Raw genomic sequence first — 17,116 nt, 5'->3', positions numbered from 1 at the left:
GGCGGTTTCAAGAGCACCTCTAGAGACAGGGCACAGGCAGTTCAAGGTGATGCGCAGCGCAAGTCCGGCGCGCAGTTTACACACCGTGCGATTCAATGACCCGTTGGTCACCACTGACGAACGGTCATCGCCCCCCGCCGGCGTTTTTAGAGGTGCCCTTGTGCCCGATGAGCATCAACCGCCAGGTTCGCCTAGGCGACTTTCTTTTCACCGGAGAGTAACGAGGAATCCATGAAGGTTCTTGTAGCTGTCAAACGCGTTGTGGATTACAACGTCAAGGTTCGCGTCAAGGCGGACAATTCCGGCGTAGACCTCGCCAACGTCAAGATGTCGATGAACCCGTTCTGCGAAATCGCAGTGGAAGAAGCCGTACGCCTGAAAGAGAAAGGTGTTGCGACTGAAATCGTCGTCGTCTCCATCGGCCCGTCCACCGCTCAGGAACAGCTGCGTACCGCACTGGCTCTGGGTGCCGACCGTGCCATCCTCGTCGAATCCGCTGAAGACCTGACTTCGCTGGCCGTGGCCAAGCTGCTCAAGGCTGTGGTCGACAAGGAACAGCCTCAGCTGGTGATCCTGGGCAAACAGGCGATCGACAGCGACAACAACCAGACCGGCCAGATGCTTGCTGCACTGAGCGGCTATGGTCAGGGCACATTCGCTTCGAAAGTCGAAGTCTCCGGCGACAGCGTTGCCGTGACCCGCGAAATCGACGGCGGCGCGCAGACCGTTTCCCTGAAACTGCCGGCCATCGTCACCACCGACCTGCGTTTGAACGAGCCGCGCTACGCGTCCCTGCCAAACATCATGAAAGCCAAGAAGAAGCCTCTCGAAGTGCTGACTCCGGACGCTTTGGGCGTTTCCACCGCCTCCACCAACAAGACCCTGAAAGTCGAAGCGCCGGCTGCACGCAGCGCGGGTATCAAGGTCAAGTCGGTGGCTGAACTGGTCGAGAAACTGAAAAACGAAGCGAAGGTAATCTAAAAATGACTATCTTGGTAATCGCTGAACACGACAACAAAGTGCTGGCCCCGGCCACGCTGAACACCGTGGCTGCCGCTGCCAAAATCGGCGGCGACATTCATGTACTGGTTGCAGGTCAGGGCGCTGGCGCCGTGGCCGAAGCCGCGGCGAAAATCGCAGGCGTGGGCAAAGTCCTGAACGCTGACAATGCCGCTTACGCACATCAATTGCCGGAAAACGTTGCTCCGCTGGTAGCAGAGCTGGGCGCTGGTTACAGCCACATCCTGGCTGCCGCCACGTCCAACGGCAAAAACATCCTGCCGCGCGTTGCCGCTGCACTGGATGTTGACCAGATCTCCGAGATCATCTCGGTAGAAAGCGCCGACACCTTCAAGCGTCCGATCTACGCCGGTAACGCCATCGCTACCGTGCAATCGACCGCTGCGATCAAAGTGATCACCGTGCGTGCCACCGGTTTCGACCCGGTTGCTGCTGAAGGCGGTTCGGCGGCTGTTGAGGCCGTTGCTGCTGCGCACGACGCCGGCACTTCCAGCTTCGTCAGCGAAGAACTGGCCAAGTCGGATCGTCCTGAGCTGACCGCTGCCAAGATCGTCGTCTCCGGCGGCCGCGGCATGCAGAACGGCGACAACTTCAAACACCTGTACGCCCTGGCCGACAAGCTGGGCGCCGCCGTCGGTGCTTCGCGCGCCGCGGTCGACGCAGGTTTCGTACCAAACGACATGCAGGTCGGTCAGACCGGCAAGATCGTTGCGCCACAGTTGTACATCGCCGTCGGTATCTCCGGCGCGATCCAGCACCTGGCCGGCATGAAAGACTCCAAAGTGATCGTTGCGATCAACAAGGACGAAGAAGCGCCGATCTTCCAGGTGGCCGATTACGGTCTGGTGGCGGATCTGTTCGAAGCAGTCCCTGAGCTGGAGAAGCTGGTCTAATCCGGCGGCTTCACTTATAAAGAGCCCGGCCTTCTGGTCGGGCTTTTTTTTGTCTCGAATTTGAGTGGGGAGCGTTTGCCATGGATCTGCGCCGCAGGTTGTTATTGGGATTGATCCTGTTGCCGGGGATGGCTGCGGCTGCCGGCAAGTGCGAGCGCCTGGTCGTCACCGGTAGCCCGGACGCGCCGCCGTACCTGTGGCAGGACCCGCAGAACCCCAAACATTTGATCGGCGCCAGTGCCGACCTTTTGCAGCAAGTGGCCAAGGATCTGGGGATCAAGGTCGAGCTGCTCTACGCCGGCAAACGCGCGCAGGCCCTCGACGAAGTGCGCAGCGGGCGCATGGACATGCTGGCGGACACGCCGCTGATGTTCAATGAGCTGGAAAACCTCGACTACGTCTATCCGCCGTTGCTGGAAAACGACTACCTGGTGTGGACGCGCAAAGGCTCGACGCTGGCCTACAGCGAAGCAAAAGACCTGCACGGGCACACTGGCGGGTTGTCGGAAAAGTCTCGAATGACCCAGGCTTTTGGCACTTTCGCCGAGCAGAATCTGACCCTGACGCGGACGGCAAACATCACTCAGGCCTTTCAGAAACTTCTGCTGGGCGAAGTGGAATATGTACTCGCCGGGCGCTACTCGGGCATGGCTGCCGCGCAGGCATTGGGCATGGCCAATGATCTGCTGGCGTTCGAACAGCCGATCGACCGACCGGGATTGTTCCTCGCGGTTTCGCATAACTCGGCCTGCAACGATCCGTGGTTGCGCGGACAGCTCGCTAAAAAGATGACAGAATTGCCCGCGTCCGGACTGACCGAGGCTGCGCTGCAACGCAATATCGAGCGCTGGAAGGCCCAGCAACAACAACCGCAGCCACCTGTCACTGCCCCAAAACAGTAGGGATTCTTAGTGAGTATTCGACCTCTTTTCGCGGCCATGGCCGTTCTGGCCCTGGCCGGCTGCGCCAACGATCCGGCACCCCATGAGCAAATGCGCCTGACCGAGCAGGCCATCACCCAGGCCAAGGCCGTCGGTGCGACCGCCGATGAAATGCCGGAAATGAAACTGGCCGAAGACAAGTTCAACCGGGCCAAGGGCAACATGACCGACGAGTCTTTCAAGAACGCCCGCATGCGCGCCGAACAGGCTGAGCTGGATGCGCGTCTGGCCGAAGCCAAAGTGCTGACGCAAAAGAGCGAAGAGCAACTCAACGTGCTCAACACCCGCATCATCCGTCTGCGCAAGCAACTGGGAGATGCCCAATGAGCCTCAAGTCCAAAATCCTCGGCGGGGTGATTCTGGCCGGTTGCGCAAGCCTCTATGGCTGCGCCGGTCAACACGGCGAAGCCGCATTGCAACAGGCTGGCAGTGACTTTCAGAAGGTCAAGGAAGATTCCAATGTGCTGCGTATCGCGCCGAAGGATGTGATCCGCGCCGGTGAGTCGCTGGCCCGCGCCGATCGCTTGTCCACCTATTGGGGCAGTGGCGCGGACGTGGTGCATTACGCGTACTTGAGTCAGCGCTACAGCGAAATCGCTCGCGAACACACCAATCTGGTGCTCAACGAAGAGCGCGCGGCGAAGCTTGAACTGGAGCGTCAGCGTCTGCAGCTGGCCCTGCGCGAGTCCAAACTGCTGAGCGTACAGCAGCAGGGTAAATGGCTTGAAGAACAGATCGTGGCGTTGGCTACTACGCAGACCGATCGCGGTCTGGTGATGACCCTTGGTGATGTTCTGTTCGACACTGGCGAGGCGGAGCTGAAGAACTCGGCCAATCGCGTGGTGTTGAAAATTGTGCAGTTCCTGCAACTCAACCCGAAACGTGTGGTGCGTATCGAGGGTTACACCGACAGCACCGGTGGCAAACAGGAAAACCTCAAGCTGTCGCGTGATCGCGCGCAAGCAGTGGCCGATGTGTTGATGGACCTGGGGATTGAGGACAAGCGGATTCAGGTCGAAGGTTACGGTGACGAATACCCGGTGGACGCCAACGCTTCCGAGCGCGGTCGGGCACAGAACCGTCGGGTGGAAATTGTCTTCTCCGACGAAAAAGGCCAGCTTGGCGCCGCCCGTTGAGGGCTGCGTCTCTGGAAAGCCCGGCCTGTCATGCAGCGCCGGGCTTTTTTACGACTGTCGAATAGCACGCAAATCCGTACAGTTTTGGCTGACACTGCACTGTACGGTCGACTATGGTGGCAACTGTCCCAGTACACTTCTAAACTGTTCCGGTATTGTTTCACACAAGAATAAAATGCCCGTGAAATCGAGTGCTGCGTCATGACCAACCTCTTGCTCTACCAACGTATTGCTCAACAATTGGCGGAAGACATCCGGCGCGGTGTCTATCAACCCGGAGAACGCGTGCCGTCGGTGCGCAAGATGAGTTCGCAGCTCAATGTCAGCCATGCGACGGTGTTGCAGGCGTATGCCAATCTCGAAGATCAGGGCCTGATCCGCGCACGGCCGCAATCCGGTTACTACGTGCACCAGACCCCGGCACTGACGGCGCCGACCCCGGACATCGCCCGGGTCGAACGCCCGGGCCTGGTCACCCGCGCCAGCATCATTCAGCAAGTGTTGGTCGAGTCTCGCCGCGAGGGGGTTTTCCCGTTGGGCGCTGCGGTGCCGAGTGTCGATTACCTCCCGGTTCGCGCACTGCATCAGCAACTGGCCAAGGTCACCCGATTCCATAGCCCTCGCGCGTTCAGCTACATGTTCAGCCCCGGCTTCGAACCGTTGCGCCGGCAAGTGGCAATCCGCATGCGTGATGCTGGAGTGGTGGTCGATCCGTCGGAAGTGGTCATTACCCACGGTTGTGTCGATGCGCTGCAGATGTCGCTGCGGGTGCTGACCCGTCCGGGAGATCTGATCGCTGCCGAATCGCCGACCTATTACGGCCTGCTGCAACTGGCCGATCTGTTGGGCCTGAAAGTGATCGAGATCCCCAGCGATCCGGCCACCGGCATGAGCCTCGAAGCCTTGCAACTGGCGGCCAACCAATGGTCGATCAAGGCTTTGGTACTGACCACGCGCCTGAGCAATCCGTTGGGCGGCACCATGCCGGAAGAACGGCAGAAACAGCTGCTGCGTCTGGCCTCGGACTTCGATATCCAGATCGTCGAAGACGATATCTATGGGGAGTTGATGTTCGAACAGGGCCGCACCAAAGCCCTCAAGGCTTACGATCGACTGGATCGGGTGATTTACTGCTCGAGCTTTTCCAAAACATTGTCGCCGGGCGTGCGCGTCGGCTGGATGATTGCCGGCAAGTATCAGCAGGAAATCCAGCGTCTGCAGACCTTCACCACGCATTCGGCGTGCAGCGTGACGCAGATGGCGATTGCCGCTTATCTGGAAAATGGCGGTTATGACCGGCATTTACGGTACATCCGCCAGGAATACCGGAAAAATCTCAGCGCGTTCCAGTTGGCGGTGCAGCAGTACTTTCCCGAAGGTACGCAGATGACCCGGCCCACGGGCGGTTTCATCCTCTGGGTGAGTCTGCCGGGCAGGGTCAATACCCAGGAATTGCATGTCCGCGCATTGCAGCAGGGCATCAGTATTGCACCGGGGCTGATCTTCAGTAATACCGAGCAGTTCAATCACTGCATCCGCCTGAACTGCGGCACACCGTGGAATCGCGAGGCGGAAAGGGCGCTGATGACCCTCGGTCTGCTGGCGACTCAACTGTGTCAGGAAACGGCTGGCGGTTTCTGAACGAGCGGCGCGTCGTGCTTGTCTTGTGGCGCTCAACAGGCGAGCATATGGCCCTCTGCCGTTAGTGTTGTAGGGTTCATGAAAGCGATTTTGCCTGCTGCCTGGATTTTGCTTGGTGTGTTGATGATGGGCCATGCGCCCGGTGTCATGGCAGCTGCCGTTCAGGAAAAGCCCGCAACGTCCGCGCCGGCAAGCAAACCGGCGGCGAGCAAAAAAGCCGTTGCAGATAACAAAGCTGCGGCTAAAAAAGCCCCACAGAAGAAAGCCGCCGCGGTGAAGAAACGGCCCCCGGTCGCCTCCAAGTCGAAACCGGCCAGCGAAGTGGCGAAAACCAGACTGCCACCGGCCAAGCTTGACCTGAGCTTGCCCAAGGATATGGTTCAGCAGCTTAAACCTGCCGGTACCGTACCGATGCCCAAGCACGACGCAATCCTGCCGCAGATGTTTGGCGAGAAGAACAGTGGCTTTCAGCTCAACGGCCGCCTGCTCAGCAACGAAATGCAGTTGCAGCTGCGCAATGAGGAGCGCCGTGAAGTCGAAGGCGCAGCACTGGATTTCGAGTTCAAGCAATAAATTCAATCGATCCGTGACCCGCGAACCATACGCTTTGTCGGAGACTGGTCAGTCACATTCAGTTGTCGGTAAAAACCCCGGTACAGGGAATTTGAAACAACCGTTTTAGCGGTTACTCTGTCCGCGTCTCTTTAACACATTGCCCGTTGCGAGGACTTGCTCGTCATGAAATGCCGTGAAGGCTGTGGCGCTTGCTGTATTGCCCCCTCCATCAGTTCTGCCATTCCGGGCATGCCCAACGGCAAGCCTGCCGGCGAACGTTGTGTGCAGCTCTCGGTCGAAAACCTGTGCAGCATTTTCGGCCAGCCGGAGCGTCCGGCGGTTTGTTCAGGATTTGCCGCCGATGTCGAAGTCTGTGGCAGCAGCTCCGAGGAAGCGATCAAACTGATCGGCTGGTGGGAGCAGATGACGGCGGCGTGATGTGTCAAACGAACGGAACTTCAACAATAAGGAATAAGACTATGGGTTCGCTGCATCGTATCGCTGTGTTGTGTGGTTTGACCGCTGTACTGGCTACTTCGTTGGCTCAGGCTGAGGACTGGAAAGTCGCCAAGGAGCAGGACGGGATCAAGGTCTCACTGGCTCAAGTGCCGGGCTCGGATTACAAGTCCTACCAGGGCGTGACCCTGATGAAGACCACCGTGGCCAAACTGCGTGCCTTGCAGGACGACGTGGCTGGCGCCTGCACCTGGATTCACGAGTGCAAAGCCCAGAAGCTGCTCAAGCACGAGGGCGATCAGAGCTGGACCTACACCCAGTTCAATACGCCGTGGCCAGTGACCCCACGTGATTCGGTGTTGCACATCACCACCGTTGAGGGCGCCGATGGCAGCCTGACCCGCAACCTCGAAGGCGTGCCGAAGTACATTCCCGAAGAGAAAGGCTTTGTCCGTGTCGCTCAGGTCAAAGGGTTCTGGAAGTTCGTACCCAAAGGTGATCAAGTCGAAGTGACCTATCAGGTGCACACTGAGCCCGGCGGCAGCGTACCGAGCATGATTGCCAACAAGTTCGTGGTCGACGCTCCTTTCAATACCCTTAAAGCCCTGAAAGAACGCGCCGAGAAGTAATTTTTCGCGCTGACAGCAAAACGCCCCGACCGAATCGGGGCGTTTTGTTTTGTCGTTATATTGTGTTTCCAGATATGCGCTGCACGAAATTTTCACAAAGCGTTCCTGACAATTCGCCCGCGCAATGCGTGCTGTCTGCGAACGATTGCCTTTATGAAAGAGTCGGGCAGCGGGCACTAATCAATGGCAATGCTGCCGGTGATCGTGCAACATTTGCGCACCGCGCACGCCCCGGGGTCTGGAATGGCCAATAGAGGGCATGGCGCCGCTGTATTTTGCAACTTCAACTTCCAATGGGTCCTAAAACGACATGGCAAACCCGGACGCCCTGAATCAGCAGCGATCTTCAACTCGCCTGCTGCAACCGACCGTCAAATCGCATCTGGCCTACACCCTGTTGTGTGCCCTGGTCATGATGGTGATGTTTTCCGTGCTGCGCCTCGCGCTGCTGGTCTACAACCGCGAGATGATCCTCGATACCCCGGCTTCGACCTTCCTCGAAGCTTTCGCCAACGGCTTGCGTTTCGACCTGCGCCTGGTGGTCTACGTCTGCGTTCCGCTGCTGCTGGCACTGTTCAGTGCGCGGGCGATGGCTGCGCGCGGGTTCTTCCGTCTGTGGCTGACCGTGGCGTCCAGCATCGCGCTGTTCCTCGGCCTGATGGAGATGGACTTCTACCGTGAGTTCCACCAGCGCCTCAATGGCCTGGTGTTCCAGTACGTGAAAGAAGACCCGAAAACCGTGATGAGCATGCTCTGGTACGGTTTCCCGGTGGTGCGCTACCTGCTGGCGTGGGTGATCGGCACCGTGATCCTGACCCTGGCCTTCAAGGGCGCCGATCGTGCAACCCGTCCCCGCGGCCCGTTCAGCGGCGGCAACGTCGGCACCCGCCAGGTGGCGCCGTGGTACACCCGTCTGGCGGTGTTCGTGGTCTGCCTGCTGATCTGCGTCGTGGCCGCCCGTGGCACCCTGCGTCAGGGCCCGCCGCTGCGCTGGGGTGACGTGTACACCACCGAATCGAATTTCGCCAACCAGCTCGGCCTCAACGGTACGCTGTCGCTGATCGCCGCCGCCAAGGACCGCATGGGCGAGGATCGCAACAACATCTGGAAAGCCACCCTGCCGCAGGAACAGGCGCAGAAAGTGGTGCGCGAGATGCTGGTGATGCCGGACGACAAACTGGTCGATGCCGACCTTGCGGCGGTGCGTCGTGACTACACGCCACCGGCCGACAAGACCCTGCCGATCAAGAATGTGGTCGTGATCCTGATGGAAAGCATGGCCGGTCACTCGGTGGGCGCTCTGGGCGCGCCGGGCAACATCACGCCGTACCTCGACAAACTGTCGAAGGAAGGCCTGCTGTTCGACCGTTTCTTCTCCAACGGCACCCATACCCACCAGGGCATGTTTGCGACCATGGCGTGCTTCCCGAACCTGCCGGGTTTCGAATACCTGATGCAGACCCCGGAAGGCAGCCACAAGCTCTCCGGCCTGCCGCAGCTGCTCAGTGCGCGCAAGTATGACGACGTGTATGTCTACAACGGCGACTTCGCCTGGGACAACCAGTCGGGCTTCTTCAGCAATCAGGGCATGACCAACTTCGTGGGTCGTAACGACTTCGTCAACCCGGTGTTCTCCGATCCGACCTGGGGCGTGTCCGACCAGGACATGTTCGACCGTGGCCTGGTGGAGCTTAAGGCGCGGGAGAATGGCAAACCGTTCTATGCGCTGCTGCAAACCCTGTCCAACCACACGCCGTACGCCTTGCCAACGCCTTTGCCGGTGGAGCGCGTGACCGATCGCGGCACGCTCAACGAACACCTGACGGCCATGCGTTATTCCGACTGGGCATTGGGCCAGTTCTTCGAGAAGGCGCGCAAAGAGCCTTACTTCAAGGAAACCCTGTTCGTCATCGTCGGCGACCACGGTTTCGGCAACGAGCGTCAGATCACCGAAATGGACCTGGGCCGCTTCAACGTGCCGATGCTGATGATTGCGCCGGGCATTCAGGAGAAGTTCGGTACCCGTGACCATACCGTGGGCACCCAGATCGACATCGTGCCGACCATCATGGGTCGTCTGGGTGGCGAAGTGCGTCACCAGTGCTGGGGCCGTGACCTGCTCAACCTGCCGGCCGGCGACACCGGTTTCGGTGTGATCAAGCCGTCGGGCAGCGAGCAGACCACTGCCATCGTCACCGCTGACCAGATCCTGGTCTTGCCGAAGGAGAAGGAAATGGCGCCGAAGATCTACCAGTACCAACTGGGCGCGAACCCTTCTGCGGAGATCATTCCGGACGCACCGCGTACCGCCGAATTGAAACTCAAGCTTGAAGCGTTCCTGCAAACGGCGACCAAGAGCCTGATGGACAACACGGCCGGTGTGATCAACGGCAAGCCGGACTGATAAAACCGCTGCATAAAAAAGAGGCCCCTGAGGGCCTCTTTTTTTTGTCTTGGGGTTTTATATCCTGCCAAGTAACAGCAAGACCAACAGCACCACCAACACCACGCCAATAATGCCCGAAGGGCCATAACCCCAACTTCTGGAGTGCGGGAAGACCGGCAGACCACCGATCAGCAACAGGATCAGGATAATGATAAGAATTGTGCCCATGTCGATTTCCTTGTTTATAGCGTTCGAGAAGTCTTGGTATTCAAGGGCGACTGGAGGCTAACTAATTCCAGACGGCTTACAAATTCCGACCGGTGCGTATGAAAGAAAATTCAATGTTTTTTTAATGTATTTGGATGACTCGTTTATTTCCTTTGAAGCGCGAGATCAAAAGATCGCAGCCTTCGGCAGCTCCTACAGGGAACTGATGCAGGAGCTGCCAAAGGCTGCGATCTTTTGATCCTGTATTCAGCATTCTGATGGAGCGTGGGTGGCCAGTGTTCCTTCGCTACACTCGGCGCATCTCCTACAGAACAACAAGGCTGTCTGCTATGCAAAATCGCATGATGATCACGGGTGCGGGCTCAGGTTTAGGTCGCGAACTTGCACTGCGCTGGGCGCGTGAAGGCTGGCAGCTGGCCTTGTCCGACGTCAGCGAACCTGGCCTGCAGGAAACCCTGAAGCGGGTGCGCGAGGCCGGTGGCGACGGGTTCGTCCAGCGCTGCGATGTGCGTGATTACAGCCAGCTCACCGCGTTTGCCCAGGCCTGCGAAGAGAAGCTCGGCGGCATCGACATCATCGTCAACAACGCCGGTGTGGCGTCCGGCGGGTTCTTCAGCGAACTGTCGCTGGAGGACTGGGACTGGCAGATCGCGATCAACCTGATGGGCGTGGTCAAAGGCTGCAAGGCCTTCCTGCCGCTGCTGGAAAAGAGCAAAGGCAAGATCATCAACATTGCGTCGATGGCGGCATTGATGCAGGGCCCGGCGATGAGCAATTACAACGTGGCCAAGGCCGGTGTGGTGGCGCTGTCTGAAAGTTTGCTGGTGGAACTGGCGCAGCAGGAAGTCGGGGTGCATGTGGTCTGCCCGTCGTTCTTCCAGACCAACTTGCTCGACTCGTTCCGTGGCCCGACGCCAGCCATGAAAGCGCAGGTTGGCAAGTTGCTGGAAAGTTCGCCGATCAGCGCGGCCGACATCGCCGACTACATTTATCAGCAAGTGGCCGCCGGCGAGTTCATGATCCTGCCGCACGAGCAGGGACGCATGGCCTGGGCGATCAAGCAGAAGAACCCGCAACTGATCTACAACGAAATGACCACTATGGCCGATAAAATGCGCGCCAAGGCCAAACAAACCAACGGCTGAACTTGCCCCATGGGTGTCGCGTCGCTAGGGTGGCCGCAATGGTCACCCTGTCGAGACGCATCAATGCTCAATTACCTGTGGTTCTTCCTCGCGGCGCTGTTTGAAATCGCCGGTTGTTTCGCCTTTTTCATGTGGTTGCGCCAGGGCAAAAGTGCCTTGTGGGTGATCCCGGCGCTGCTCAGTCTGACGCTGTTCGCCCTGTTGCTGACCCGTGTCGAAGCGGCTTACGCCGGTCGCGCCTATGCCGCCTATGGCGGGATCTACATCGTCGCGTCGATTGGCTGGCTGGCAGTGGTTGAACGGGTGCGTCCCTTGGGTTCGGACTGGATCGGCGTGGCGCTGTGCGTGATCGGCGCCAGTGTGATCCTGTTCGGGCCGCGGTTTAGCGCCGCGTGAGGCGAGACTGTTTAGCGATTTGCAGGAAACGTCTGACGGGCGCAGCGCTTGCGGGTGTAGGGCAAGACTGAATTGCTCGTCACGCATTGTAGAGCGGGCGCGCACCGCGCATCTTCAGGGCTGGCTAACCCTTGAAGGACGAACTCCATGCTTGTACTCAGCCGTGTAGTGGGCGAGTTGATTTCCATCGGTGACGACATTTCCCTGCGGGTGTTGTCCGTCAACGGCTCCAGTGTGCGCTTTGGTGTCGAAGCGCCGCAGAAGATCAATGTGCACCGTTCGGAAGTCTATGAGCGGATTCAGCGCAAACAGGCCACCGAGAAGGTCCGCTAGTCGAACAGGTGCTTGGGCACGTCGTGTTTGAGCATCAGTTGGCATTGTTCGCTTTCCGGGTCGAAAACGATCAGCGCCTGGCCTTTGGTCAACGCCTGGCGGACGCGCAGCACGCGGGTTTCCAGCGGCGTGTCATCACCGTTGTCGGTGCCATCGCGAGTGACAAAGTCCTCGATCAGGCGGGTGAGGGTGTCGACTTCTAGAGCGTCGTAGGGAATCAGCATGGGCACCTCGGTTCAATCAATGGCGGGATGCTACGGCGATTGGTGGCTGGCTGCCAGTTTTGTGTGGGCAGTATCGGCCCTATCGCTGGCAAGCCAGCTCCCACAGGGTTTGATGGTGTACACAAACCACTGATCCACCTCGAAAACCGTGGGAGCTGGCTTGCCAGCGATGGGGCCAGTCCAGCCACCACGGAAGCCCGGATCAACTGTCGGAACGCTGCCCCACCAGACTGTCCACCGAAGGCACCCGCGTATCGCTCTCCATTTGCGTGTCATGCTCGATCTGGTGACTGAAGCGATCCAGCGAAGCATTGGCCGGCGCGGCATCGCTGGCAAATACCGGCGGGCTCAGAATGTACGCTCCAAGCAAACGACTGAGCGCCGCCAGACTGTCGATGTGCGTGCGCTCGTAACCATGGGTTGCATCACAACCGAAGGCGAGCAGGGCCGTGCGGATGTCGTGCCCGGCGGTCACCGCCGAATGCGCGTCGCTGAAGTAATAGCGGAACAGGTCGCGCCTTACCGGCAGTTCGTTTTCACTGGCCAGACGCAGTAAATGTCGCGACAGGTGATAGTCATAAGGGCCACCGGAATCCTGCATCGCTACGCTCACCGCGTGCTCACTGGAGTGCTGGCCCGGAGCGACCGGTGCGATGTCAATGCCGACGAATTCGCTGACATCCCACGGCAAGGCCGCCGCCGCACCGCTGCCGGTTTCTTCGGTGATGGTGAACAGCGGGTGACAGTCGATCATCAATTCCTGACCGCTGTCGACGATGGCTTTGAGCGCGGCGAGCAGCGCGGCGACACCCGCCTTGTCGTCGAGGTGGCGGGCGCTGATGTGGCCGCTGTCGGTGAACTCCGGCAACGGGTCGAACGCCACCACGTCGCCGACACTGATGCCCAGCGAGTCGCAATCGGCCTTGGTTGCGCAATACGCATCCAGACGCAGTTCGACGTGATCCCAACTGATCGGCATCTCGTCCACGGCGGTGTTGAACGCGTGCCCGGAGGCCATCAACGGCAACACGCTGCCGCGAATCACGCCGTTGTCGGTGAACAGGCTGACGCGGCTGCCCTCGGCAAACCGGCTCGACCAGCAGCCGACCGGGGCCAGGGTCAGGCGACCGTTGTCTTTCACCGCGCGCACGGCAGCACCAATGGTGTCGAGGTGCGCGGAAACGGCGCGGTCGGGGCTGTTTTTCTTGCCCTTGAGCGTGGCGCGGATGGTGCCGCGACGGGTCATTTCGAAAGGGATACCGAGTTCTTCCAGACGCTCGGCGACGTAGCGCACGATGGTGTCGGTGAAGCCGGTGGGGCTGGGGATGGCGAGCATTTCCAGCAGGACTTTTTGCAGGTAGTTCAGATCCGGTTCGGGAATTTGTGTGGTCATGGAAACTCCTGATGAGTTGAGGCGCATCGATGGTTTCGATGAGGAAATTTGTGTTGCCTGTCAGGGCCTCATCGCTGGCAAGCCAGCTCCCACAGTGATGGGGTACACCGATAAACCTGTGGGAGCTGGCTTGCCAGCGATGGGGCCGTTTCAGGCTCTACATGATCAAGAAACAGCCGGCTGACTGTGCGGAAACAACAGATCGACAAAGCGCTCCGCCGTCGGCTGCGGCTCGTGATTGGCCAGGCCGGCGCGTTCGTTGGCTTCGATAAACACGTACTCCGCTTGATCCGCTGCCGGCACCATCAAGTCGAGGCCGACCATTGGAATATCCAGCGCCCGCGCTGCACGAACGGCGGCATCGACCAGAGTCGGGTGCAGAATCGCCGTGACGTCTTCCAGCGTGCCGCCGGTGTGCAGATTGGCGGTGCGGCGCACAAACAGGTGTTCGCCTGCCGGCAAGACAGTGCTGTAGTCATAACCGGCCGCGTGCAGGGTGCGCTGGGTTTCGTGGTCCAGCGGGATCTTGCTCTCGCCCCCCGTGGCGGCTTGCCGGCGTCGACTCTGGGCCTCGATCAATGCACCGATCGAATGATGACCATCACCGACCACCTCGGCGGGACGACGAATCGCTGCCGCCACCACTTCAAAACCGATCACCAGAATCCGCAGATCGAGACCTTCGTGGAAGCTTTCGAGCAGCACGCGGCTGTCAAAACGCTTGGCGGCTTCGATGGCCTGCTGCACCTCTTCGATGCTCTGCAAATCCACCGCCACGCCCTGGCCCTGTTCACCGTCGAGCGGCTTGACCACCACCCGCTGATGTTCATCGAGAAACGCCAGGTTGTCGTCGGCGTTGCCCGCCAGTTGCTGCGAGGGCAGCTTCAGGCCGGCGCCTTTCAACACTTTGTGGGTCAGGCTTTTGTCCTGGCACAGGCTCATGCTGATCGCGCTGGTCAGGTCGCTCAGCGATTCGCGGCAACGCACGCGACGCCCGCCATGGCTGAGGGTGAACAGCCCGGCTTCGGCGTCGTCCACCTGCACATCGATGCCGCGCCGGTGCGCTTCCTCGACGATGATCCGCGCATAAGGGTTGAAATTGGCTTCCGGCCCGGGCCCGAGGAACAGCGTCTGATTGATGCCGTTCTTGCGTTTGATGGCGAAGGTCGAGAGGTTGCGAAAGCCGAGTTTGGCATAGAGATTCTTGGCCTGACGGTTGTCATGCAACACCGACAAATCCAGATAACTCAGGCCACGACTCATGAAGTGTTCGATCAAATGCCGCACCAGCACTTCACCGACACCGGGCCGCGAGCACTGTGGATCCACCGCCAGGCACCACAGGCTGCTGCCGTGTTCCGGATCGTTGAAGGCTTTCTGGTGATTGAGGCCCATGACGCTGCCGATTACTGCGCCGCTGTCTTCATCTTCGGCCAGCCAATAAACCGGGCCGCCCTGATGATGCGGAGTCAGTCGCGTGGCATCGATCGGCAACATGCCGCGTGCCTGATACAGCAGATTGATCGCCTGCCAATCCGCTTCGCTCTGCGCGCGGCGAATGCGGAAGCCGCGAAACACGCGGGTGGCCTGGCGGTAATCGCTGAACCACAGGCGCAGGGTATCGGACGGATCGAGAAACAGCTGCGTCGGTTCGAGCCCGAGAATCTGTTGCGGTGCGGCAACGTACAGAGCGATATCGCGTTCGCCGGGCTGCTCGTTGAGCAGTTCCTGGGCCAGTGTCGCCGGATCAGGAAAGGTGTGACCGATCAGCAGCCGGCCCCAGCCGCAATGCACGGCAATGGGGTCGGCGCCCAGTGTGCTGCCGTCTTCAGCCAGACGCGCCTGCAAGCGTTCATACGACGGTGTCTGGCCGCGCAACAGGCGTTGATTGATAGCCGTGGCGTGAGGTTTCATCAATCAGATTCCTTGTTCACTGAGCCACAGGTTCAGGGCCGCCAGTTGCCACAGTTTCGAACCGCGCAAAGGCGTCAGTTGGCCTTGCGGATCCGTCAGCAGTTTGTCGAGCATGGCCGGGTTGAACAGGCCGCGATCCTGGCTCGGATCCAGCAGCAGTTCACGCACCCAGTTCAGGGTATCGCCTTGCAAATGCTTGAGGCCCGGCACCGGGAAGTAACCTTTCTTGCGGTCGATCACTTCGCTTGGAATCACCAGCCGTGCAGCTTCTTTGAGCACTTGTTTACCACCGTCCGGCAGCTTGAACTGACCGGGAATCCTTGCGGAGAGCTCTACCAGGCGATAGTCGAGAAACGGCGTGCGCGCCTCCAGACCCCAAGCCATGGTCATGTTGTCGACGCGTTTGACCGGGTCGTCCACCAGCATCACCGTGCTGTCCAGACGCAGGGCTTTATCGACCGCGGCCTCGGCGCCGGGTTGGGCGAAATGCTCTTTCACGAAGTCGCCAGCGGCGTCATTCGCGGTCAGCCATTTCGGCTGCACGGTGGCGGCGTAGTCGTCGTAGCTGCGGTCAAAAAACGCCGCGCGATAGGCTGCATACGGATCCGCTGCGCCGTCGACTTGCGGATACCAGTGATAACCGGCGAACAGCTCATCCGCGCCCTGGCCGCTCTGCACCACTTTGCAGTGCTTGGCCACTTCGCGCGACAGCAGATAGAAGGCGATGCAGTCGTGGCTGACCATCGGCTCGCTCATCGCGCGGAACGCAGCGGGCAGTTGCTCAATGATCTCTTTTTCGTCGATGCGCAATTGATGGTGCTGCGTGCCGTAGTGTCTGGCGATCAGATCGGAATACTGAAACTCGTCACCGCGCTCGCCGCCGGCATCCTGGAAGCCGATGGAAAAGGTCGACAGGTTTTCCACACCGACTTCACGCAACAGGCCGACGAGCATGCTCGAATCGACACCGCCGGACAGCAGCACGCCGACATCCACTGCCGCCCGTTGACGAATCGCTACCGCTTCGCGGGTGCTGTCGAGCACGCGGTCGCGCCAGTCTTCGAGGGTCAGGTTTTTCTCGTCGTCGTGAGGGCCGTAGGGCAGGGTCCACCAGGTTTTCTGTTCGGTGCGGCCATCAGCCTCGACGCGCATCCAGGTCGCCGGTGGCAGCTTTTCGATGCCCGCGAGCAAAGTGCGTGGAGCCGGCACCACTGCATGGAAATTCAGGTAGTGATTGAGCGCCACCGGATCGAGGATCGGGTTGATGTCGCCGCCCTTGAGCAGCGCCGGCAGGGCCGAGGCAAAGCGCAAACGCTGGCCGGTGCGCGACAGGTACAAAGGCTTCACGCCGAGGCGGTCACGAGCGATGAACAGGCGCTGGGCATCGCGCTCCCAGATGGCGAAGGCGAACATGCCGTTGAGTTTTGGCAGCAGCGCTTCGCCCCAGGCGTGGTAGCCCTTGAGCAGCACTTCGGTGTCACCACCGGAGTAGAAGGCATAGCCGAGCGCTTCGAGTTCGGCACGCAGTTCCGGGAAGTTGTAGATCGCGCCGTTGAAGGCCAGGGACAAGCCCAGCTGGCTGTCGATCATCGGCTGCGCCGAGCCGTCCGACAGGTCCATGATTTTCAGGCGACGATGGCCCAGGGCAATCGGCCCTTGGGCATGGAAGCCCCACGCGTCGGGGCCGCGAGGGGCCAGGTGATGGGTGATTCGCTCTACCGCTGCAAGGTCTGCAGGTTGATGATCAAAACGTAACTCGCCAGCTAATCCGCACATAAAGTCCTTACCGGTTTTTCCGTTGGGGAGGGGTGATTCAAGTCTGGCCA

The 17,116-nt window shown here is 59.9% G+C and carries 18 protein-coding genes; 13 read left to right on the top strand and 5 right to left on the bottom strand.

Annotated elements, in window-relative coordinates; all coding sequences use genetic code 11:
• Window positions 1–231 precede the first annotated feature (231 nt).
• The 10 genes from GTQ41_RS19170 to GTQ41_RS19125 all read left to right on the top strand — a co-directional run bounded on the left by GTQ41_RS19170 (window position 232) and on the right by GTQ41_RS19125 (window position 9,675).
• The gene (locus tag GTQ41_RS19170) at window positions 232–981 is read left to right on the top strand and encodes an electron transfer flavoprotein subunit beta/FixA family protein (protein WP_003226982.1); all 750 of its coding nucleotides are present in this window, start codon (window positions 232–234) and stop codon (window positions 979–981) included.
• A gap of 2 nt (window positions 982–983) precedes the next feature.
• Entirely contained in the window at window positions 984–1,913 is a 930-nt protein-coding gene (locus GTQ41_RS19165) for an electron transfer flavoprotein subunit alpha/FixB family protein (RefSeq protein ID WP_047295610.1), read from the top strand.
• An 80-nt stretch (window positions 1,914–1,993) separates the two neighbouring features.
• Entirely contained in the window at window positions 1,994–2,815 is an 822-nt protein-coding gene (locus tag GTQ41_RS19160; protein ID WP_047295608.1) for an ABC transporter substrate-binding protein, read from the top strand.
• Window positions 2,816–2,824: 9 nt separating this feature from the next.
• On the top strand, window positions 2,825–3,181 hold the full coding sequence (locus tag GTQ41_RS19155; RefSeq protein ID WP_047295606.1) for a DUF4398 domain-containing protein: 357 nt from the start codon (window positions 2,825–2,827) through the stop codon (window positions 3,179–3,181).
• Window positions 3,178–3,990 carry an OmpA family protein gene (locus GTQ41_RS19150; RefSeq protein WP_047295605.1) on the top strand — a complete coding sequence of 271 codons (813 nt, stop codon included), beginning with the start codon at window positions 3,178–3,180 and terminating at the stop codon, window positions 3,988–3,990. The genes GTQ41_RS19155 and GTQ41_RS19150 overlap by 4 nt, the downstream gene beginning before the upstream one ends.
• Before the next feature lie 201 nt (window positions 3,991–4,191).
• Window positions 4,192–5,631 carry a PLP-dependent aminotransferase family protein gene (locus GTQ41_RS19145; protein WP_003226969.1) on the top strand — a complete coding sequence of 480 codons (1,440 nt, stop codon included), beginning with the start codon at window positions 4,192–4,194 and terminating at the stop codon, window positions 5,629–5,631.
• A 78-nt stretch (window positions 5,632–5,709) separates the two neighbouring features.
• Window positions 5,710–6,204 (top strand): hypothetical protein, encoded by a 495-nt coding sequence (locus GTQ41_RS19140; protein WP_047295602.1) that lies wholly within the window; start codon window positions 5,710–5,712, stop codon window positions 6,202–6,204.
• A gap of 165 nt (window positions 6,205–6,369) precedes the next feature.
• The gene (locus tag GTQ41_RS19135; RefSeq protein ID WP_041069283.1) at window positions 6,370–6,624 is read left to right on the top strand and encodes a YkgJ family cysteine cluster protein; all 255 of its coding nucleotides are present in this window, start codon (window positions 6,370–6,372) and stop codon (window positions 6,622–6,624) included.
• Window positions 6,625–6,665: 41 nt separating this feature from the next.
• Window positions 6,666–7,271: an START domain-containing protein gene (locus GTQ41_RS19130; RefSeq protein ID WP_047295600.1), complete on the top strand. Its 606-nt coding sequence runs from the start codon at window positions 6,666–6,668 to the stop codon at window positions 7,269–7,271.
• Window positions 7,272–7,581: 310 nt separating this feature from the next.
• Window positions 7,582–9,675, top strand: coding sequence for an LTA synthase family protein (locus GTQ41_RS19125; protein WP_047295598.1), 2,094 nt, complete (start codon window positions 7,582–7,584; stop codon window positions 9,673–9,675).
• 57 nt (window positions 9,676–9,732) lie between these two features.
• Here GTQ41_RS19125 and GTQ41_RS19120 read toward each other — a convergent pair whose 3' ends face one another.
• Window positions 9,733–9,891 carry a DUF3309 family protein gene (locus GTQ41_RS19120; protein WP_169432680.1) on the bottom strand — a complete coding sequence of 53 codons (159 nt, stop codon included), beginning with the start codon at window positions 9,889–9,891 and terminating at the stop codon, window positions 9,733–9,735.
• 323 nt (window positions 9,892–10,214) lie between these two features.
• Between GTQ41_RS19120 and GTQ41_RS19115 the strand changes: the two genes are divergently transcribed.
• The 3 genes from GTQ41_RS19115 (at window position 10,215) to csrA (ending at window position 11,759) form a co-directional block, all read left to right on the top strand.
• A complete protein-coding gene (locus GTQ41_RS19115; protein WP_047295596.1) occupies window positions 10,215–11,030 on the top strand; it encodes an SDR family oxidoreductase in 816 nt (271 codons plus the stop codon).
• A gap of 63 nt (window positions 11,031–11,093) precedes the next feature.
• Window positions 11,094–11,426: a YnfA family protein gene (locus GTQ41_RS19110; protein WP_003226957.1), complete on the top strand. Its 333-nt coding sequence runs from the start codon at window positions 11,094–11,096 to the stop codon at window positions 11,424–11,426.
• A gap of 147 nt (window positions 11,427–11,573) precedes the next feature.
• Window positions 11,574–11,759 (top strand): carbon storage regulator CsrA, encoded by a 186-nt coding sequence (csrA, locus tag GTQ41_RS19105; protein ID WP_041069300.1) that lies wholly within the window; start codon window positions 11,574–11,576, stop codon window positions 11,757–11,759.
• On the opposite strand, the gene GTQ41_RS19100 is transcribed toward csrA, so the two are convergent.
• From GTQ41_RS19100 to GTQ41_RS19085, 4 genes are all read right to left on the bottom strand, one after another.
• On the bottom strand, window positions 11,756–11,983 hold the full coding sequence (locus tag GTQ41_RS19100; protein ID WP_003192759.1) for a YheU family protein: 228 nt from the start codon (window positions 11,981–11,983) through the stop codon (window positions 11,756–11,758). The genes csrA and GTQ41_RS19100 overlap by 4 nt on opposite strands.
• 202 nt (window positions 11,984–12,185) lie before the next feature.
• Window positions 12,186–13,376 (bottom strand): osmoprotectant NAGGN system M42 family peptidase, encoded by a 1,191-nt coding sequence (locus GTQ41_RS19095; protein ID WP_041069309.1) that lies wholly within the window; start codon window positions 13,374–13,376, stop codon window positions 12,186–12,188.
• Between the two features lie 165 nt (window positions 13,377–13,541).
• The gene (ngg, locus tag GTQ41_RS19090) at window positions 13,542–15,290 is read right to left on the bottom strand and encodes an N-acetylglutaminylglutamine synthetase (protein ID WP_047295592.1); all 1,749 of its coding nucleotides are present in this window, start codon (window positions 15,288–15,290) and stop codon (window positions 13,542–13,544) included.
• A gap of 3 nt (window positions 15,291–15,293) precedes the next feature.
• Entirely contained in the window at window positions 15,294–17,066 is a 1,773-nt protein-coding gene (locus GTQ41_RS19085; RefSeq protein ID WP_047295591.1) for an N-acetylglutaminylglutamine amidotransferase, read from the bottom strand.
• Window positions 17,067–17,116 lie beyond the last annotated feature (50 nt).

The organism is Pseudomonas sp. AN-B15, from assembly GCF_019056475.1.
GTDB classification, from domain to species: domain Bacteria; phylum Pseudomonadota; class Gammaproteobacteria; order Pseudomonadales; family Pseudomonadaceae; genus Aquipseudomonas; species Aquipseudomonas parakoreensis.
The sequence above is the reverse complement of the archived record's forward strand: the minus strand, read 5'-3'. Positions and strand labels throughout refer to the sequence as shown.